This window comes from Bordetella tumbae, assembly GCF_054780995.1.
In genome coordinates this window covers 277,489-295,548 of record NZ_BAAGVG010000011.1, presented here as the reverse complement: position 1 = coordinate 295,548, position 18,060 = coordinate 277,489, and the positions used below count along the sequence as shown (strand labels likewise).

Sequence of the window (18,060 nt, the reverse complement as noted above, 5' to 3'; positions counted from 1 at the left end):
GGCGGCAGCCGGGAACAGTACGCAACATCAATGCGGGAAAGGCCAGATTCGCAGCTTTTCTTTCGCGATACCCCAGAGTCGAGCCAGCCCATGCGGCTCGGCAATCAGGAAAAACACAATCAGCGCACCAAAAACCATGTGTTCGACGTGCGCTGCCGTGTCAACCGACAGCGAGAGCCCCAGCATATGCGGCACATTGGTCAGTGCGACAGGCACCAGCACGATAAAGGCCGCGCCAAAGAAGCTGCCGACGATGGAGCCGAGTCCACCGATGATTACCATGAACAACAGTTGGAACGAGCGCGCCAGATCGAATGCCAAGGGCTCCCAGGAGCCTAAGTGGATGTAGCCCCACAATGCGCCGGCCACCCCAACGATGAACGAGCTGACGGCGAACGCAGTGAGCTTGGCGTACATGGGGCGGATGCCGATCACCGCCGCTGCCACGTCCATATCCCGGATCGCCATCCATTGGCGGCCGATGGCGCCGCGCACCAGGTTTTTCGCCAGCAGTGCAAAGACCACGACAAAACACAGGACGAGCAGGTAGCGTTGCAGCGAGGTTTGCACGGGCATGCCAAAGACATTGAGCGGCGGCACCGACACGCTGCCCGATGAGGAGTAGTTTGTGAAAAACGGAATGCGCAAGAACGCCCAATCCACAAAAAACTGTGCCGCCAAGGTCGCGACCGCCAGATACAGACCACGGATGCGCAGACTGGGAATGCCGAACAACACACCGACGATGGTGGCAAAACACCCCCCCAGCAGGATCTGTATCACCAGTGGCAAGCCGGGAAAGCGCACACCGAAATTCCATGCCGCATAGGCGCCTACCGCCATAAAGGCGCCCGTGCCCAGTGAAATCTGGCCGCAATAGCCCACCAGGATGTTCAGGCCCACCGCTGCCAGCGACAAGATCAGAAACGGGATCAGGATGGCGCGCAGAAAATAATCGCTGGCCAACATGGGTACCGCAACAAAGGCCACTGCCAGCAGCAGCACCATGAAAATGCGGTCCTGGCGGATCGGAAAGATCTGCTGGTCGGCGCGATAGCCCGTCTTGAATTGGCCGTTTTCGCGATAGAACATGATGTCTCCCTCAGACCCGATCGATGATTTTCTCGCCGAACAGCCCCTGAGGGCGGAACAGCAGGAAGACAAGCGCCAACACGTAGGCGAACCAGATTTCGATGCCGCCGCCTACCAGAGAGCCCAGATATACCTCTGACAGTTTTTCCCCTACACCGATGATGAGCCCGCCGAGAATGGCGCCGGGTACTGAGGTCAGTCCGCCCAGGATCACCACAGGCAAGGCCCGCAGTGCCGCCGTGGACAAGGTGAACTGCACGCCGAATTTCGAGCCCCAGATAATGCCGGCGACGAGAGCGACCAATCCCGCTACGCTCCAGACGATGACCCAGATGCGATTGAGTGGGATCCCGATGGATTGAGCGGCCTGGTGATCATCCGCGACGGCGCGCAACGCGCGCCCCGTACTGGTGTATTGAAAGAAAATGGCCAGCGCGGCAACGAGCAGGGCGGCGACGACCGCGGCGGTCAGGTCCTCCAGGTTGATCAGGACACCGCCTTCAAAGACCGACTCCAAAATAAACGCCGGGTCTTTAGGCATGCCCACATCGATGCTGTAGACTGAGCTGCCAAAGGCTATCTGCCCCAGGCCATCCAGGAAATAGCTGATGCCCAGCGTGGCCATGAGCAGCGTGGTGGCCTCTTGGTTGACGAGATGACGGAGAACATAGCGTTCGACGACTACCGCCAGCACAAACATCAGCAAGGCGCTGATGATGAAGGCGAGCACGTTGGCCAGCAGCAGATTCTCGAATCCCAGCCATCGTGGGATCCATTCGGAGAATCGTGCCATCGATAGCGCCGCCACCAAGACCATCGCGCCTTGTGCAAAGTTGAACACGCCCGATGCCTTGAATATCAGCACAAAGCCCAAGCCGATGAGCGCATACAACATGCCGCTCATCAGGCCGCCGAACAAGGTTTCTAGAAAAAATCCCATGGTTCTGTTTCCGCCTTGGTGCTAGTGCGATACGCCCAGATAGGCTTGGATGACGGCTTCGTTGGCGCGGACCTCATCGGGTTTGCCATCGCCGATCTTCTTGCCGTAATCCAGAACCACAACGCGATCGGAAATGTCCATGACGACGCCCATGTCGTGCTCAATCAGTACGATGGTGGTGCCGAACTCGTCATTGACGTCCAAGATAAAGCGGCTCATGTCCTGCTTTTCTTCGATGTTCATGCCCGCCATGGGTTCGTCCAACAACAACAGGCGCGGCTCCATTGCCAATGCGCGCCCCAGGTCCACGCGTTTTTGCAAACCGTAGGGCAGACGCCCCACAGGGGTTTTGCGATAGGCCTGGATTTCCAGAAAATCGATGATGTTCTCGACGAACTCGCGATGGCGGATTTCTTCGCGCTCGGCGGGGCCCCAGCGAAAGGCCTGCGCGAGCAGGCCGCAGGTCATCCGCAGGTTGCGCCCGGTCATGATGTTGTCCAGCACACTCATGCCTTTGAACAAGGCCAGATTCTGGAAGGTACGCGCAATGCCCATTTCGGCGGCGCGGCGCGGGTTCATGCGCGAGTAGCGCGTGCCCTCGAATTCGATGCCGCCTTGTTGGGGCGTATAGACGCCGTTGATGACGTTGAGCATCGAGCTCTTGCCCGCGCCGTTGGGGCCGATGATGGCGCGGATTTCATGCTCGCGCACATTGAATGAAATATCGGTCAGCGCCTTCACCCCACCGAATGACAGAGAAATGTTCTGCAGGTCGAGCATGACCTTGCCGATACGCTGGTCGCGGTCTGTATGACTCATGATCTAGGCGGCCCGAGCGGTAATGGCGGGAAAGGTTTTGACCGGACGGATCTTGATATCCGCCGCAATCTTGCCGATACGGCCGTCTTCGAATTTGACTTCGGTCTCGATGTATTGCGTGTCTGAGCCTGCGAACAAGGCGTCGACCAGCATACCGTATTTCTGCGCAATAAAGGCGCGTCGAACCTTGCGGGTGCGCGTCAACTCGTCATCATCCGGGTCGAGTTCTTTATGCAGAATGAGGAAACGCGCAATCTGCGAGGCAGCGAGCTTGGGATCCAGAGCGAGATCGGCATTGATTTGTTCGATGCATTCTTCTATTAACCGGTACACCTCGTCTTTGCCCGCCAGATCGGTGTAACCCGCATAAGGCAACCCGCGACGCTCGGCCCAGTTGCCTACGGCCTCCAGGTCAATATTCACAAAGGCGCAGACGTGATCCCGATCAGCACCAAAGGCCACGGCTTCTTTAATGTGAGGAAAGAACTTGAGCTTGTTTTCCAGGTATTTGGGCGCAAACAGGCTGCCATCGGCGAGCTTGCCCACGTCCTTGGCGCGATCGATGATTTTCAATTGACCGTCGGTATCCAGATAGCCCGCATCCCCGGTGTGGAACCACCCGTCGGCATCGCGCGCTTCGGCGGTGGCTTGAGGGTTGCGGTAATACTCTTTAAAGAGGCCAGGGCTTTTGACGAGAATCTCGCCATTGTCGGCAACGCGGATCTCCACGCCGCTGACTGGCGGGCCAACCGTATCGTCACGGACCTGGCCATCGGGTTGCACGCAGACAAATACCGAGGTCTCGGTCGAGCCATAAAGCTGTTTGAGATTGATGCCGATGGACCGATAGAACACAAACAGATCGGGACCGATGGCTTCGCCGGCGGTATACGCTACCCGCACGCGGCTCATCCCCAGCGCATTGCGCAACGGACCGTAGATCAAGATGTTGCCCAAGGCATAACGCAACCGATCCCACAGGCCGACCGGTTCGCCATCCAGAATACGTACGCCGACCCGGCGGGCCAATTTCATGCAGGCCTGAAACAGGCTGCGCTTGATGCGGCCTGCGTCTTCCATGCGGATCATCACGTGCGTCAGCAGGCCTTCCAGCACGCGAGGCGGTGCGAAATAATAGGTCGGTCCGATATCGCGCATATCGATCGATATCGTTTCGGGAGACTCGGGGTGGTTCACGGTAAAACCGCTGACGAGCAGCTGCGTGTACGAGAACATGTTCTGCCCGATCCAGGCGGGAGGCAGATAGGCCAGCACGTCTTCTTGATCGGTGAGCTTTTCCAGTTCGGCAACGGCGCGGGCGCGATCGATCAAGGCATGGTGGGTCAACACGACGCCTTTGGGTTTGCCTGTCGTGCCCGAGGTGTAAAACATGGCTGCGGCATCATGCGGCCGCACGGTGGCGACGGACGCTTCGAAAAATCCCGGATGCTGTTCTGCGTGTTGTTGGCCGGTCGCCATCAGTTGATCATATGAACGCAGCATAGGATCGGCGTAATGACGCAGTCCTCGTGGATCGTCATAGATCACATGGGCCAGGTCGGGACACTGATCGCGCACTTCCAGCATCTTGTCGACTTGTTCTTGATCCTCGACTACCGCGACCGTGATGCTGGCGTCTTGCAGGACATAGACCATTTCCTGTGCGACGGCATCCTGGTAGAGCGGCACGGGAATGGCGCCTAGAGCCTGCGTGGCCATCATGGCGATGTACAGGCGTGGCCGGTTTTCGCCAATGACGGCGACGTGCATTCCGGGTGTTATCCCTAACGCTGCCAAACCATGCGCAGTCAGGCGTACGTCGCGCGCGACGTCGCTCCAGGTCAGGGTTTGCCAGATGCCCAGGTCCTTTTCGCGTATGGCGGGCCGCGACCCGCGTACGCTGGCATGCTGCAAGAGCAGGCCGGGAAAGGTGCTGGGTGCGGCCGACGTGTTGCCGTCGACGGCAGGCTGTGCATGCACCACGTTGTCTCCTCCGGTTTGGGGGCCACTGGTCCGATGTTCACACTGGCGGTATGAACATCGGGGTGGCGCTTGACCAGTTCATTTTCGATGTACGGCAACAGTAAGGTATAAGCTTGGTTAGTCGCCAACTGTCATGATCACGACATTCCAAGAATATTTAGGGTATTCCCGATGCAATTAACCGATTCTCTGCATCTCGCCGCAGCCTGGTTCCGAGTCTTGACCGACGAGCAAAAATCGCGCGTCGAGCGGGATATCGTGGTGCAGCCCGTGCAGGCAGGAACGATCATAGAACGCAAAGGGGAGCTTGCCCAGGCGTGGATCGGGGTGTTGGCGGGATTGATCAAAGTGTCGGTGGGCAACGCCGAGGGCAAAGTCGCCTCGTTGACCGGGGTGCCTGCCGGCGGCTGGATTGGCGAGGGCTCGCTGCTCAAGCGCGAAGTGCGCAAATACGACGTGGTGGCTTTACGCGATTCGGTGGTGGCACGCATGCCGGCGGCGACATTCGAATGGTTGCTTGACACCAGCATCCCGTTTAATCGCTATTTACTGCATCAATTGAACGAACGCGTGGCGCAATTTATCGGCAAGGCGGAATATGACCGTTTGCTCGATCCTGATGCCCGGGTCGCACGCTGTCTGGCGGAATTGTTCAATCCGTTGCTTTATCCCGGGATGGGCATGCGGCTGACCATCACCCAGGAAGAAGTCGGCTATCTGGCACGCGTCTCGCGTCAGCGCGCCAACCAAGCTTTGGGCAAACTCGAGGAGGCCGGCCTGCTGCGGGTGGAATATGGCGCGGTGCGCGTGCTGGATCTGAACGGATTAAAACGCTATGGCGCTGACGCGGTGAGCGGACAGCGCGATGAGTAAGCACCAAGGGCTGCGCTGCAAGCAGATGATGAGGAGGCGCGCAGCGTAAGCGCCACGTCAGCAACGACGATCGCGTAATCGTTGACGGTGAAACATCACGCTGTCGACCAGTGGGCAGAATGATTGCTCAGGCCAGGCCATTCCACGCCAATCGCATTGCCAGCGCAGCCATGATGACGGCGATCACGCCATCCAATATGCGCCACGCTTTGGGGTTGGCGAAATAGGGCGCAAACAGGCGCGATCCGACGCCCAGCACGATCAACCACAGGACGCTGGCGGTAACGGCGCCAGCAGCAAAGGCCAGCCGCGCATCATCGAATCCGTGTGCCAATGAGCCGATCACCATGATGTCCAGCCAGAAATGCGGATTCAACAAGGTGAAGCCCGCGGCCGCCAGCAGGGCTGCGGAACGTGAGGGAACGGCATGCTGCGCGGCAGTCAGACTGCCTTGCGCCCGAATGGCGCGTTGGGCGGATTGAAAGGCATACCAAGCCAGAAAGGCGACGCCGAACCACAGAATGGCATGCGTCAACCAGGGAAACCAATTCACCGCGGCCTGCAATCCCCACACACTGGCAAATATGCAGATGCCGTCCAGCAGGGCACAAATCGCCAGGATGCTGAGCAAATGCGCGCGCATCAATCCCTGCCGCAGAATAAAGGCGCTTTGCGCGCCGACCACGGCAAATAGTCCCAGTCCGGTGGCGGTGCCACTGGCCCAGGCGGTAAACAGGGCGGGGGAGGAGGCGAACGTGAACATTTTTGCAATCTACAAAACAGCGCCGCAGCAATTGCCGCGGCCAGGAGCGTATTTTGGCTTGCGCAAGATGTGAAATAAAGCTAATTTTGTTTAAGTTGATTAAGTTTTTCTAAATTGAGAACGGCGCTGTTTGCCGGAATAACGACAGATGAAAATCGATCACGGCAATCTGCGCGCCCTGGCCGCTGTGGTGCGCGAAGGGAGCTTCGAGCGCGCAGCCGCCGCGCTGAATGTGACGCCCTCGGCGGTGTCACAGCGCATCAAGTCGCTGGAGGCACGCATGGGGCGTTTGCTGGTGCAGCGTACGGTGCCGGTCGTGGCTACGCCCGACGGACAGGTGCTGGTGCAATTGGCCGATCAGACGGCCTTGCTGGAGCATGATGCACTGGATCGTCTGGGCCTGGAGGACGACGCCGTGACACAGGCCAGTCTGACGGTGGCCGTGAATCATGACAGCCTGGAGACCTGGTTTATGGATGCTGCGCGGCGCTTTGCAGCCCGCAGCCGCGCGACCCTGGATCTGCAATCCGAAGACCAGGACCATACTGCGGCGTTATTGCGCAATGGCTCGGTGCTGGGGGCGGTGACCGCTTTGGCAGATCCGGTGCAAGGCTGCCGTATCCATGCCCTGGGCAGCATGCGCTATGTCGCGACTTGTACGCCTGCATTTCATGCGCAGTACTTTTCCGCAGGCGTGAATGCGCGCACCCTGGCTCTCGCGCCGGTACTGGTGTTTAACCGCAAAGATGCATTGCAGGCGCGCTTTGCCCGCAAGGTCATGGGTGAGGAGCCGTGGCAGCCGCCTGTGTGGTGGCTGCCTTCGTCGCGCGCTTTTGTGCAGGCGACGCGGGACGGTCTGGGATGGACCATGAATCCGTTGCCCTTGATTCAGGATGAGCTCGGCACGGGTGCTTTAGTCCCATTACGTGCCCGTGCGGCAGAGGACGTCCCCTTGTATTGGCAACACTGGCGGGTAAACTCACAGGCTATGGAGGCCCTGACCGATGCGGTCCTGGCTGCCGCCGCGGACGGAGGTCTGATTCGGCGGCGTTAACTCGTCAGCGCTTAGGCTGACCGTCACGGAGAGGTTTTGCATGAAATTCCGTCAATGGGCGCTGGTCGCCGCCTTGGGGTTGTCTTCCGCCACATCGGCCTGGGCTCAAGATTACAAGGTCGGACAGATTGAGATCGATGATCTCTGGGTGCGTGCGTCGGCGCCTGGTCAAACCAATGGGGCAGGCTATCTGGACATTGATAACGACGCCAAGACGGCTGACCGTCTTGTGTCGGTGAGCTCCGATGCCGCCGAGCGGGTTGAATTGCATACCGTACAAGCCGAAAAGGGCGTGGCTCGCATGCGCCATCTCCCGGAGGGTATCGAGGTGCCTGCCGAGGGCGAGGTCAAGCTCGCCCCTGGCGGCTATCACGTGATGTTCATGAATTTAAAACAGCCGTTCGTTGCGGGGGCCGAGGTGCCGGCTACGCTGAAGTTCGAGAAAGCGGGCGAGGTGGCCGTGAAGTTCGAGGTCAAGCATATCGGGCATCAGCCGGATGCGGGTCATGGGGCACACATGGAGCATATGAAGCACTGATCTGTCAGGAGTAGTGCCGGGCGCCAAAAATCGCGCTGCCGATCCGGACTTCGGTGGCGCCTTCTTCGATGGCGATTTCGAAATCGCCGCTCATTCCCATGGACAGCCTGTCCAGTTCAACGCCCTCGATGGCCGCGTCTTTCAGGCGGTCACGCAGTTCGCGCAGCGCACGAAAACAATTACGTACGGCTTGCGAGTCTTCAGACTGTACTGCCAGGGTCATCAGTCCTTTCACATGCAAGGCGGGGCATTCCCGCACGACGGTCCGCAAGAAATCGGCTGCCTCTTCGGGCGGCAGGCCATGTTTGCTGGGTTCGGACGAGGTTTTGATTTGCACCAGCACGTCGATGTCGCGGCCCTCGGTGTGTAGCCGGCGCTGTAGCGCGTGAGCCAGTTCCAGGCGATCCAGTGATTGGACTTCAGAGGCATCGCGCGCTGCGTCTTTGGCTTTGTTGGTCTGTAGGTGGCCGATCATGACCCATTGCACGGGCAGATCTGCCAGCGCGTCGATTTTCTGGCGAATTTCCTGCGTTTTGTTTTCGCCGAAACGCGTAAAACCCAGGGCTGCCGCCTCGCGTACGGCGTCGGGGCCGAAAGTCTTGCTGACGGGTAATAGTGTGACACTGCCGGCTGGCCGGCCCGCGCGCGCGCAGGCCGCGTCGATGCGGGCGCGTAGTTGGGCCACGCGGGTCGACATCGAGTCATCGATACTCATAATGGATGAATACTGGGTAAAAGCATCATGATAATCGCGCCCGTGTTTTTATTGGCCATGTCCCATTGGCGAGGGCAGGCGCGTGTGCCTGGGCCGATTGCGGTCTGCTCGTGAAGAGACGCGTGCGCTTCGGTACCTGAGCTCCTTTGGGGCTGTCTGCAGCAGTCGTTGACCGTCCTCGGGGGCAGGCATAGAATTCTTTGTCATTTACTTATTCCGTTGGGCGCTAAGCTGTCTGTTGCGGCCCGGCGCTACGCTGACGCTGGATTCAGCGCTTACTTTTACCGGCTTTGCCCTTCTCATGTCGCTCGCAGCACCCCGCTACGCGTTCGCCGCGCCGTTCGAAACGCCTCCCGCTTCGCCCATTCGTTCCTTGATGCCGTATGCCATGAAACCGGGCAATATTTCCGTTGCGGGGGGATATCCCGCGCAGGAGTTGTTCGACGTGGAGGGCCTGACGGCGGCTTCGAACCAAGTCGTGGCGCGCTTGGGGGCATGCCTGCAGTATTCCAATATCGACGGGCAAGCCAGCTTGCGTACGGAACTCGCGCGCCTGACAGCCGAACGGGGCTTGGTTTGCGATCCAGACACCGAGCTGGCCGTCACCGGCGGGTCACAGCAGGCTTTGGCGCTGGTCAGCCGTGTCATGTTGCAACCCGGCGATCACGCGATTATCGAGAGTCCCGCGTTTCCGAACTCTGTCCAGGCTTTGCGTTACACCGGCGCCACTGTCCATACGGTGCCCTCGGGGCCAGATGGCGTCGACGTTGATGCGCTGGACGAGATGGCCGCCCGTATCAAGCCCAAAATAGTCTGTGTCGTTGCATCGTTCTCGAATCCCTGCGGCGCGACAATCAGCCGGCAGCGGCGTCTGCGTCTGCTCGAGCTGGCCGTCAAGCATCAGTTTCTGATCGTCGAGGACGATCCATATGGCGAACTGCGTTTTGCCGGAGACATGGTTCCGCCGATTGCTGCGTTGGCCGAGGGCGAGGCCCGCCATTGGGCCGTTTATATCTCGACCATGTCCAAGACCATGGCGCCCGCTTTGCGCATAGGCTGGATCGTCGCCCCGGCTGAGGTCCGCCGTCGCTGCGTCGGCGCCAAAGCCGCCGACGACATGGCGTCATCGGCCTGGATTCAGGAAGTCGTTGCTCAATACCTGGCCGACGGCCGCTACGCACAGCACGTCCCCCGCATCCAGGCCGCCTACGGCGCCCGGTGCGATGCCATGGCGCAATCCCTGAACCAGTCGCTCGCCGGCCGTATCGTGTTCAACAAACCCGAGGGCGGCATGTTTTTCTGGGCTCGGCTCAACGGCGACATCGATGCGACGCGCCTGTTGCCCTACGCCATTGAGCAAGGCGTCGTGTACGTCCCAGGCAAAGTCTTCTACGCCGATCCGGCGCAGGCCGACCTTTACGCCATGCGCATGTCGTTCGCCACCATGAACGAAAGCCAGATTGCCGAAGGCATGACCCGTCTGGGCCGTGCGCTGGATGCCTGCGAGGCAAATGCGCCAGTCTCTATCTCATTGGCAGCGTAAGCAACGGCCCGCCCACATTAATCGCAGCCCTCAAGCTCAAAATGCGACAAGCATAGCGCCCGGCCTACTAACCAAGGCAACCGTAATTAAAGCCGTAATTAAGAGACATTGCGAGCAGCGTTGCGGCGGCTAAAGGCCCATGCCGGCCCGTTGAGCAGCGGGCAGTCCCCGAAGGGGACCTCGGCGCCTGGTCTTGCGCCGAGCCGCTGCGATAGGGCTGGCATGGGCCTTTAGCCGCCGCAACGCTGCGTCTAAAGAACCCAATCTACCGCAAGTCGAACCCAACCTACCGCAAGTCCCGACCCCTCCTCATCCCGCACGTGCTCCGCCGAATCCCCCGCCCCAGCTCACCGCTGACGCCGATATAACAACGATATCTTCGCAAACGCGATCTGCAGTTCCTTCGTCCCGCCTTGAAACACAACCGGCCGCCCGCGCTGTGTAAAAACGACCAAGCGTTTCGAGAACAGCAGCGGCACGAATTTGGCAAAGTGAATATCCTGCCAGGCTACCTCACGCCGCGTAATCCACGTTTGATGCAGGCCTGCCTCGTCGATGGTGGTAATGGATTTTTGCATGTGCCATGACACCAACACCAATCCGAGAAAACACAGGATGACGATTGCGGCAACGACTGAATTGACTTGCTCGGGCGGCATCCGTATGGCCGACAGGGTGATCTGTACGCCGATGATGGCCAAGATAATCCAGGCCAGAATACGCACCCAATCCGGCCAGGCCTGGCCAGACAGCGGCAAGGGACCGATCTCGCGTAGCAGCGTTGCTTGTTCGTCCGTGGATGGGGAGGTATCAAAGGGGTTCATGGCCACAGACGATCATGCAGCTCGTTTGGCGGCGATGGCATTGCCGGCACGGCTGCCGCCCTTGCGGTTCAGATTGGCCGACATCCATTGGCCGATATCGACGACTGCATCGAAATCCACGCCGGTCTCGATATCCAGGCCGCGCAACATGTACAACACGTCCTCAGTGGCGACGTTGCCCGTCGCGCCTTTGGCGTAAGGGCAGCCACCTAGTCCGGCGACCGACGTGTGGTAAATGCTGATGCCGGTTTCCAATGCGGCCAGAATGTTGGCCAATGCTTGCCCATACGTATCGTGGAAATGTCCCGAAATCCGGCCGGGATCGACCACCCGGGTGACGGCGGCCATCACCTCGCGCACGCGCTGCGGCGTGCCTACGCCTATCGTGTCGGCCACATCGATTTCATCGCACCCTAGCGCCAGATAGCGCTGGGCGACATCGACGACGGCCTCGATCGGGACTTCGCCCTGGTAGGGACAGCCCAGCGCGCAACTGATGCTGCCGCGCAATCGCAGGCCCGCGGCGCGAGCGGCTTCGGCAACGGGCTCAAAGCGGGCGATGGATTCGGCGATGGAGCAGTTGATGTTCTTTTGCGAGAACGCTTCGCTGGCTGCGCCGAAAATGACGACTTCGTCGGCCTTGGCGGCCAGTGCGCCCTCCAGGCCTTTCATGTTCGGTGTCAGGACGGAGTAGATGACGCCAGGCTTGCGCTGGATGCGCGACATGACCTCGGCAGCGTCGGCCATTTGCGGCACCCATTTGGGCGAAACGAACGACGTGGCCTCGACATTGGGAAACCCCGCAGCGGTCAAGCGATCAACCAGCTCTACCTTGATGTCCGTGCTGATCAGTTCTTTTTCGTTTTGCAGACCATCGCGAGGAGAAACCTCGACGATTTTGACGCGTGAAGGCAAACTCATTTTTTTTCCTGGAAGGGCGGCGTACCGTGGGACGCATACCTACGATTGATGCTGATGACTAACATATAGTAATCCTATGCTGCCGAACCGGATGCACAAAGAGCTGGGCTGAACATCCGTGCTCGTTGGCTGAGACGTTGCAACGTCTATTTAACTATCGTCCGGCGACAGAGCGTGCTTGCCAGGCACCGTGCCAGTCATCTGAGGCGCTGAAATTGTCCTCCGTCCAGCCGGGCGATATGGCCGGCCAATTCCAGCTCGAGCAATTGCGTGGTCAGGGTGGGGATGTCGAGTCCGGTGCGGGCTTGCAAGGCGTCCAGATGCAGGGGATCGTAGCCAAGCGCTTGTAACAGTGGGGATTCGGGTATATCGACGTCGGCCACAGCCTTCTGATCGTCGACAGAGGTTACCGGCGAGCTTGCCGTGCGGGATGGCGGTGGCGATGTATCGGACGATTGCCCGCTGGCTCTGGTGCGCTTGGGAGTCCGCGTGCGGGACGTGGCGCGTGATGCGGCAGGCTGTGCGCCACCGAGTTCATCGGTGATGTCCTGAGCCGTCTCCACGAGCTTCGCTCCTTGCCGGATCAGGGCATGGCAGCCGCGTGATAATGGGGAATGGATCGAGCCGGGAATGGCGAACACTTCGCGGCCGCTTTCCCCCGCAAGGCGCGCCGTGATGAGCGAGCCGCTCTGGCGCGCGGCCTCGACGACCAGCACGCCGCGCGCCAAGCCGGCAACGAGACGATTGCGCTGCGGGAAATGGTGAGGCAGGGCGCCCATGCCCAGCGGCAATTCGGATATCAGGGCGCCATGCTCCGCGATGCGATGCGCGAGTTCGCGGTGTCCGGCGGGATAGACGCGATCGATGCCGGTTCCCATGACGGCGACGGTGCCCGCACCCTCGGGGCCTGCCAGCAGCGCGCCGTCGTGCGCCGCAGCGTCGATTCCTTGGGCCAGGCCGCTGATGACACACCATCCGTGGCTCGCCAGATGCCGGGCAAAGGCCCGGGCGTTTTCGCATCCGCCAGGAGTGGCACTGCGTGCTCCCACTACTGCCAGCGCCGGCTGAGTCAGGCGTGCCGGATCGCCATTGATATACAGCACGACAGGCGGGTCGGCGATGGTGAGCAGGCTTTGCGGATAGGCGGGGTCCGCCAGCGTCAGGATGTGGTGGCCCGGTTGCGCTACCCATTCCAGGCTCCGGTCAATCTGGGCCTGAATATCGGCCGGTGTGCCGGCCGCCAGCTGGATAGCCAGTTGTTGTGGCACGTAACGGGCCAGTGCCGGCGCGCTCAGCGCATAGATTTGTTCGGGTAGCCCCAACGCCGACAGCAGCGGATATCGCATCGACGGCGTCAGGTTCGGCTCCAGTGACAGGCGCAGCCAGGCAGAGAGTTCGGTAGCGGAATGGGTGAGCGGCATGATTCGCGAAAAGGCCGTCAGTTTGATGGCGGGGCCTTAGTGTCGCATGGGTCGGGCGAGTGCCTGGCGCCAGGAGGGACGAAAAAGACCTGGCAAAACTCGGCGGTCGAGTTTTTTCATAGGGCTATTAGTCGAAAACTATTAGAAATCATATGTCTAATGAATTATTATTAACGAGTCGCTGACTAATCAGCCCCATTCCTTCTGTTTGCCATGGCTTTACTTCCTATTCTTCATTACCCCGACCCGCGCCTGCACAAAAAGGCCAAGCCGGTTGCGGTGGTGGACGACCGCATCCGGAAGTTAGTGCGCGATATGGCCGACACCATGTACGACGCGCCCGGTGTGGGCCTGGCGGCTACGCAGGTCGATGTACACGAACGAGTCGTCGTGATCGATGTCTCCGAAGAAAGCAACCATCTGCGCGTGTTGATCAACCCTGAGATCACCTGGAAAAGCGACGATCGCCAGACCTACGAAGAAGGCTGCCTGTCTGTGCCCGGCATTTATGACGAGGTCGAACGCGCCGCGCGTATTCGTTACCGGGCGCTGGATATCGATGGCAATGCCTACGAGGCCGAGGCCGATGGGCTGTTGGCGGTGTGTGTACAGCACGAGCTGGACCATCTGGACGGCAAGGTGTTTGTGGAATACCTGTCCAACCTGAAACAGACCCGCATCAAGACCAAGCTGAAAAAAGCCGAGCGCGAAGCGCTGCGCGCCTGAGTTCGCCCAAGAGAGTTTTCGCGCCGGTGTGATGGTCAGCGTTCCGGCGGCCTGCTGGGAGTGTCATCGGGCTGCGTGGAGAATATGCGATCATCGCAGCGTTGCTGACTTTTGCCCGACGCGCGGTGACGCGTTTTACTGATCTCGGGTTTTATTGATCTTATGCGCCTGGTTTTTGCTGGAACTCCTGAATTCGCCCGCGTCGCGCTCGACGCTTTGTTGGCCGCCGGGCACGAGATCCCGCTGGTGCTGACGCAGCCGGATCGGCCTGCCGGCCGTGGGCTGAAGCTCACGCCCAGTCCGGTCAAGCAGGCCGTGTTGGCGGCGGGAATCCCCGTCGCGCAGCCGCGCAGTTTGCGTCTGGATGGACGCTATCCGGATGAGGCGGCGCAAGCCCGTGCCCAGCTGGAGCAAGCCGCGCCCGAGGTCATGGTGGTGGCGGCTTATGGCCTGATTCTGCCCGCTTGGACGTTGCAGCTGCCCGCACGCGGATGCCTGAACATCCATGCCAGCCTGCTGCCGCGTTGGCGCGGTGCCGCGCCGATTCAGCGGGCCATCGAGGCCGGTGACGCGGAAACGGGCGTCACCATCATGCAGATGGACGAGGGCCTGGATACGGGCGACATGTTGCTCGAACGCCGCGTGCCGATCAGCGATACCGACAGCGCTGCACAATTGCATGATGCCTTGGCCGCCGCCGGTGGCGAGGCCATTGTGCAAGCGCTGCAATTGCTGCAAGCCGGAGGCTTGCAGGCACAAGCGCAGCCTGCCGATGGCGTGACCTACGCTGCCAAGCTCGATAAGGCCGAGGCTGCGCTGGATTGCACGCAACCTGCAGCGTTGTTGGCGCGGCGGGTTCGCGCGTTCAATCCTGTACCCGGTGCGACGGTACGGTTGCCGGGCCTGGAGGCGCCGGTCAAGGTATGGCGGGCAGAGGCATTGGATACGGTCGTCACGCATGCGCCGGGCACGCTATTGCAGGCAACGGAGACAGGAATAGACATTGCGACGGGCGATGGTGTGCTGCGGTTGCTGGAGTTGCAGAAAGCCGGGGGCAAACGTCAGCCTGTGGATGTGTTTGTGCGGGGCTGGCAGCCCGCAGCTTGAGCCGCCGCGGGCCTCGCGAGGTTTCCCCGCAGCCTAATACAGCGTGTTGCGCACCCGCTCCGGTAATTCCCGGTCATACGTCACGCCGTCAAACGTGCCTGCACTGATATCGGCCAGCATTCGCCCCACGCTGGGCAGGCTGCTGCGGTCCACCTGCTTGGCCGCGTCCCAGAGTCCGGACCGCAAAATCGCGCGCGAACACTGAAAAAACACAGTCTCGACGTGTATGACCAAGACCGATCGAGGGGGCTTGTCATTCATCGCGAAGCGCGCCAATAGCTCGGGGTCCGTGCTGATGCTGGCGCGGCCGTTGACTCTCAAGGTTTCGCCAACGCCTGGGACCAGAAACAGCAATGCTACGCGCGGATCTGCCAGGATATTGCGCAGACTGTCGATGCGATTGTTGCCGCGTCGATCTGGAATCAACAGGGTCTTGTCGTCGGCTACCGTCACAAAACCGGCGGGATCGCCGCGTGGCGAAGCGTCCAGCCCCTCGGGACCGGATGTTGCCAGGATCGCGAATGGCGCCGCCTCGATAAAAGTGCGGTAGTGCGGGTGCACGTGATCCACTTCCTTGATGAGCGAGGCGCCGGCCGGCTGGCCATACAGCGTTTGCAGGGCGTCCAGATCGGTGATGCGGTAGTCGTCGTTGAGTTCCATGATCACGCTAGGGTCAGTTTGGCTGGTAGGTCGGAGACGGTCAGGATGATGTCGTCGGGATGATGTTCGCGCAGTGCGTCGACATGGTTATAACCCCAGGCTACGCTTGCGACGTGTACGCCCGCTTTGCGGGCAGCGTCGATGTCACGCATTTCGTCGCCCACCAGGATGCAGCGTTGCGGCGCGACGTTGTGGCGTGCCAATAACCTTTTGAGTTTGGCTGCTTTGCCAAACATGTCGGTGCCGCATTCAAAATCGTCGAACCACTGTTCGGCTTGCGGGCCCAGCACACGCTGGACATTGGCTTTGGAGTTGGAGCTCAGCACCATCATGCGCAAGCCGCTGGCGCGCAGGCGTGTCAGGGCTTCGGCCATGCCGTCGAATAGCTGTACCGTGGGTGCCACGTCGCGCATCATCTGGCGTACGTGCGCCATGATGGCGGGCAGTTTCCAGAGCGGCACACCGAGGAATTTCAGAATTTCGTGGGCGTTGCGATATCGCAGTTCGGCGCGCTCGGCGGCATTGGTTTTCCGAAAGCCGTATTTGTCTGCGACGTCGTCAAGGATGGATTCGAACCAGGGCCAGGTGTTGGCGAGCGTGCCGTCGAAATCAAAGGCGGCGAGATCGTATTTCAAGCGGTGCCACCGGTGGGATCTACGATATGGTCGCGGCGGATCCAATGCATGACCGGCGCCAGAGCCTCGATGGGTGGTGCAGCTTGTACCACGCGTTGCGGATCCGTCCAGGGATAGGGCAGCGCGGTGAGCCAGTTGAAAATCGCCGGGGCCGTGTCCGACGGCAAGTTCAACATGGTCTCAATCGTGATGGTCAGGCGGCGGGCCAAGTGAGGCTCGGTCTGGAATTCCCAGTCATAGCGGCCGCAACCGACACGAACCTGGCCGGTCGCTTTTTCGGCCATGCCGACAAACCAATCGCATGCGTAGGTATCCAGGATGGCTTCCTCGCCAGGATGCGCGAGGTAAAAGGTGAATACGTTCTCGTAGGTCTGGCCAAACGCGCGTACGAGTGTCTCGGTGATGGCGTCCAGGCCATGAGACTCAGGCGGAAAGGCGATCGCCTGAGTACGCAGCGTCATTTTCAGTACGGCATCGTTGGTAAATGCCCGAGCCATGTAGACGGGACGGTTTTCGTCTTTGGCATGCAGGTAATTCCGCATCACCGATGCGGTATTGAGTGCAGGTGCGTGGGCAGTAGACATGGCGAGTACGTGGTGAGCGGTCCGATCAATGCTCGCCCGGATCTATCCATTTGGAGACCGTAGGCGGCGTGTAGGCGGCATAGCGATCCAGCAGGTCAGCAGGCTGGTTTTCGACGATCAGCATGGCGCGGTGTTCGGCTCGAATGAAGGATTCTTGCGCCGCGTGGTTCAGAAAGCCGGCCAGTTGATCGTAGTAGCCGGCAATGTTCAGCAGGCCGCAGGGCTTTTGATGCATGCCCAGTTGAGCCCACGTCCAGGTCTCGAAGATTTCTTCCAGGGTGCCCGCGCCGCCGGGCAAGGCGATAAAACCGTCCGAGCGCTCGGCCATCATGGTCTTGCGTTCGTGCATCGACGCGACGACATGGAGCTCGGTCAAGTTGTTATGGCCGATTTCTTTACGCAGCAGGCCCTCGGGGATGATGCCGATGACGCGGCCGCCTTCGGCGAGGACGGCGTCGGCCACGGCGCCCATGATGCCCACGCTTGCGCCGCCATAGACCAGCCCGATATCGCGGCTGACCAGCTCATGCGCCAGCGCGCGTGCGCCCTCGACATAATCAGGCCGGCTGCCGGCATTGGAACCACAGTAAACGCAGAGATTCTTGATGGTCATAGTCAAAAAACGGGTCGAATGAGGGCAGGACGAAACTACCCGGAAAAGCTGATACTGGGTCTCTAGTTTACGCAAGTTGGCGGCAAGGCCCGGTCAGGGGCGGTCGGCCAGGGTAGGGACGGGCCCATTCGCCAGGAGAAATTCGGACCGAAAGCCGGGACCGGGACCGTTGGATTGAACCGTAACTCGCTGTCGCGGACGGCATTGGTATGTCTATGGGAGGACATGTCGTTGCGAGTGGAGAGGATC

The 18,060-nt window shown here is 60.3% G+C and carries 19 protein-coding genes; 6 read left to right on the top strand and 13 right to left on the bottom strand.

The window, feature by feature from the left end; translation table 11 throughout:
- Nucleotides 1-27: 27 nt before the first annotated feature.
- The 4 genes from ACYVI2_RS09985 to ACYVI2_RS09970 are packed head-to-tail and all read right to left on the bottom strand — an operon-like array spanning nt 28 to nt 4,831.
- Nucleotides 28-1,092 (bottom strand): branched-chain amino acid ABC transporter permease, encoded by a 1,065-nt coding sequence (locus tag ACYVI2_RS09985; RefSeq protein WP_415820924.1) that lies wholly within the window; start codon nt 1,090-1,092, stop codon nt 28-30.
- A 10-nt stretch (nt 1,093-1,102) separates the two neighbouring features.
- The gene (locus ACYVI2_RS09980; RefSeq protein ID WP_094824202.1) at nt 1,103-2,032 is read right to left on the bottom strand and encodes a branched-chain amino acid ABC transporter permease; all 930 of its coding nucleotides are present in this window, start codon (nt 2,030-2,032) and stop codon (nt 1,103-1,105) included.
- Nucleotides 2,033-2,053: 21 nt separating this feature from the next.
- Nucleotides 2,054-2,851, bottom strand: coding sequence for an ABC transporter ATP-binding protein (locus ACYVI2_RS09975; protein WP_415820923.1), 798 nt, complete (start codon nt 2,849-2,851; stop codon nt 2,054-2,056).
- Nucleotides 2,852-2,854: 3 nt separating this feature from the next.
- Nucleotides 2,855-4,831 carry an AMP-dependent synthetase/ligase gene (locus tag ACYVI2_RS09970; protein WP_415820944.1) on the bottom strand — a complete coding sequence of 659 codons (1,977 nt, stop codon included), beginning with the start codon at nt 4,829-4,831 and terminating at the stop codon, nt 2,855-2,857.
- 174 nt (nt 4,832-5,005) lie between these two features.
- Here ACYVI2_RS09970 and ACYVI2_RS09965 point away from each other — a divergent pair, with 174 nt between their 5' ends.
- Complete coding sequence (locus ACYVI2_RS09965; protein WP_415808153.1) at nt 5,006-5,707, top strand: Crp/Fnr family transcriptional regulator; 702 nt, start codon at nt 5,006-5,008, stop codon at nt 5,705-5,707.
- A gap of 127 nt (nt 5,708-5,834) precedes the next feature.
- Here the strand turns inward: ACYVI2_RS09965 and ACYVI2_RS09960 are convergent, their stop codons facing one another.
- A complete protein-coding gene (locus ACYVI2_RS09960; protein ID WP_415820922.1) occupies nt 5,835-6,470 on the bottom strand; it encodes a LysE/ArgO family amino acid transporter in 636 nt (211 codons plus the stop codon).
- Between the two features lie 148 nt (nt 6,471-6,618).
- Here ACYVI2_RS09960 and ACYVI2_RS09955 point away from each other — a divergent pair, with 148 nt between their 5' ends.
- Nucleotides 6,619-7,524, top strand: coding sequence for a LysR family transcriptional regulator ArgP (locus ACYVI2_RS09955; RefSeq protein WP_415820921.1), 906 nt, complete (start codon nt 6,619-6,621; stop codon nt 7,522-7,524).
- Between the two features lie 40 nt (nt 7,525-7,564).
- The gene (locus ACYVI2_RS09950; RefSeq protein ID WP_415820920.1) at nt 7,565-8,062 is read left to right on the top strand and encodes a copper chaperone PCu(A)C; all 498 of its coding nucleotides are present in this window, start codon (nt 7,565-7,567) and stop codon (nt 8,060-8,062) included.
- A gap of 4 nt (nt 8,063-8,066) precedes the next feature.
- Here the strand turns inward: ACYVI2_RS09950 and ACYVI2_RS09945 are convergent, their stop codons facing one another.
- On the bottom strand, nt 8,067-8,777 hold the full coding sequence (locus ACYVI2_RS09945; protein ID WP_415820919.1) for a YggS family pyridoxal phosphate-dependent enzyme: 711 nt from the start codon (nt 8,775-8,777) through the stop codon (nt 8,067-8,069).
- A 301-nt stretch (nt 8,778-9,078) separates the two neighbouring features.
- Here ACYVI2_RS09945 and ACYVI2_RS09940 point away from each other — a divergent pair, with 301 nt between their 5' ends.
- Nucleotides 9,079-10,320 carry an aminotransferase-like domain-containing protein gene (locus tag ACYVI2_RS09940; protein WP_415820918.1) on the top strand — a complete coding sequence of 414 codons (1,242 nt, stop codon included), beginning with the start codon at nt 9,079-9,081 and terminating at the stop codon, nt 10,318-10,320.
- A 347-nt stretch (nt 10,321-10,667) separates the two neighbouring features.
- On the opposite strand, the gene ACYVI2_RS09935 is transcribed toward ACYVI2_RS09940, so the two are convergent.
- The 3 genes from ACYVI2_RS09935 to dprA all read right to left on the bottom strand — a co-directional run bounded on the left by ACYVI2_RS09935 (nt 10,668) and on the right by dprA (nt 13,486).
- The gene (locus ACYVI2_RS09935; protein ID WP_415820917.1) at nt 10,668-11,144 is read right to left on the bottom strand and encodes a hypothetical protein; all 477 of its coding nucleotides are present in this window, start codon (nt 11,142-11,144) and stop codon (nt 10,668-10,670) included.
- A 12-nt stretch (nt 11,145-11,156) separates the two neighbouring features.
- Nucleotides 11,157-12,065, bottom strand: a complete 909-nt coding sequence (locus ACYVI2_RS09930; protein WP_415820916.1) for a hydroxymethylglutaryl-CoA lyase — start codon at nt 12,063-12,065, stop codon at nt 11,157-11,159.
- A 197-nt stretch (nt 12,066-12,262) separates the two neighbouring features.
- Entirely contained in the window at nt 12,263-13,486 is a 1,224-nt protein-coding gene (gene dprA / locus ACYVI2_RS09925; RefSeq protein WP_460490300.1) for a DNA-processing protein DprA, read from the bottom strand.
- 213 nt (nt 13,487-13,699) lie between these two features.
- On the opposite strand from dprA, the gene def reads away from it, so the two are divergent.
- Complete coding sequence (gene def, locus ACYVI2_RS09920) at nt 13,700-14,212, top strand: peptide deformylase (RefSeq protein WP_415820914.1); 513 nt, start codon at nt 13,700-13,702, stop codon at nt 14,210-14,212.
- Between the two features lie 162 nt (nt 14,213-14,374).
- Nucleotides 14,375-15,319, top strand: coding sequence for a methionyl-tRNA formyltransferase (gene fmt, locus ACYVI2_RS09915; RefSeq protein WP_415820913.1), 945 nt, complete (start codon nt 14,375-14,377; stop codon nt 15,317-15,319).
- Between the two features lie 33 nt (nt 15,320-15,352).
- On the opposite strand, the gene ACYVI2_RS09910 is transcribed toward fmt, so the two are convergent.
- Genes ACYVI2_RS09910 through ACYVI2_RS09895 form a run of 4 tightly spaced genes read right to left on the bottom strand, consistent with a single transcriptional unit; the run spans nt 15,353 to nt 17,811 of the window.
- Nucleotides 15,353-15,979 (bottom strand): pyridoxamine 5'-phosphate oxidase family protein, encoded by a 627-nt coding sequence (locus ACYVI2_RS09910; protein WP_415820912.1) that lies wholly within the window; start codon nt 15,977-15,979, stop codon nt 15,353-15,355.
- Between the two features lie 2 nt (nt 15,980-15,981).
- Complete coding sequence (locus ACYVI2_RS09905; protein WP_415820911.1) at nt 15,982-16,614, bottom strand: HAD-IA family hydrolase; 633 nt, start codon at nt 16,612-16,614, stop codon at nt 15,982-15,984.
- Entirely contained in the window at nt 16,611-17,198 is a 588-nt protein-coding gene (locus ACYVI2_RS09900; RefSeq protein WP_415820910.1) for a hypothetical protein, read from the bottom strand. Before ACYVI2_RS09900 ends, ACYVI2_RS09905 begins: the two co-directional genes overlap by 4 nt.
- Before the next feature lie 25 nt (nt 17,199-17,223).
- Complete coding sequence (locus tag ACYVI2_RS09895; protein WP_415820909.1) at nt 17,224-17,811, bottom strand: LOG family protein; 588 nt, start codon at nt 17,809-17,811, stop codon at nt 17,224-17,226.
- Nucleotides 17,812-18,060: the final 249 nt, after the last annotated feature.

Coding starts and splice junctions, on each gene's coding strand:
- ACYVI2_RS09960 (WP_415820922.1), bottom strand. CDS start 6,470: ATGTTCACGTTCGCCTCCTCCCCCGCCCTGTTTACCGCCTGGGCCAGT.
- ACYVI2_RS09900 (WP_415820910.1), bottom strand. CDS start 17,198: ATGTCTACTGCCCACGCACCTGCACTCAATACCGCATCGGTGATGCGG.
- ACYVI2_RS09910 (WP_415820912.1), bottom strand. CDS start 15,979: ATGGAACTCAACGACGACTACCGCATCACCGATCTGGACGCCCTGCAA.
- ACYVI2_RS09985 (WP_415820924.1), bottom strand. CDS start 1,092: ATGTTCTATCGCGAAAACGGCCAATTCAAGACGGGCTATCGCGCCGAC.
- def (WP_415820914.1), top strand. CDS start 13,700: ATGGCTTTACTTCCTATTCTTCATTACCCCGACCCGCGCCTGCACAAA.
- ACYVI2_RS09950 (WP_415820920.1), top strand. CDS start 7,565: ATGAAATTCCGTCAATGGGCGCTGGTCGCCGCCTTGGGGTTGTCTTCC.
- ACYVI2_RS09940 (WP_415820918.1), top strand. CDS start 9,079: ATGTCGCTCGCAGCACCCCGCTACGCGTTCGCCGCGCCGTTCGAAACG.
- ACYVI2_RS09945 (WP_415820919.1), bottom strand. CDS start 8,777: ATGAGTATCGATGACTCGATGTCGACCCGCGTGGCCCAACTACGCGCC.
- ACYVI2_RS09965 (WP_415808153.1), top strand. CDS start 5,006: ATGCAATTAACCGATTCTCTGCATCTCGCCGCAGCCTGGTTCCGAGTC.
- dprA (WP_460490300.1), bottom strand. CDS start 13,486: ATGCCGCTCACCCATTCCGCTACCGAACTCTCTGCCTGGCTGCGCCTG.
- ACYVI2_RS09895 (WP_415820909.1), bottom strand. CDS start 17,811: ATGACCATCAAGAATCTCTGCGTTTACTGTGGTTCCAATGCCGGCAGC.
- fmt (WP_415820913.1), top strand. CDS start 14,375: ATGCGCCTGGTTTTTGCTGGAACTCCTGAATTCGCCCGCGTCGCGCTC.
- ACYVI2_RS09930 (WP_415820916.1), bottom strand. CDS start 12,065: ATGAGTTTGCCTTCACGCGTCAAAATCGTCGAGGTTTCTCCTCGCGAT.
- ACYVI2_RS09980 (WP_094824202.1), bottom strand. CDS start 2,032: ATGGGATTTTTTCTAGAAACCTTGTTCGGCGGCCTGATGAGCGGCATG.
- ACYVI2_RS09975 (WP_415820923.1), bottom strand. CDS start 2,851: ATGAGTCATACAGACCGCGACCAGCGTATCGGCAAGGTCATGCTCGAC.
- ACYVI2_RS09935 (WP_415820917.1), bottom strand. CDS start 11,144: ATGAACCCCTTTGATACCTCCCCATCCACGGACGAACAAGCAACGCTG.
- ACYVI2_RS09955 (WP_415820921.1), top strand. CDS start 6,619: ATGAAAATCGATCACGGCAATCTGCGCGCCCTGGCCGCTGTGGTGCGC.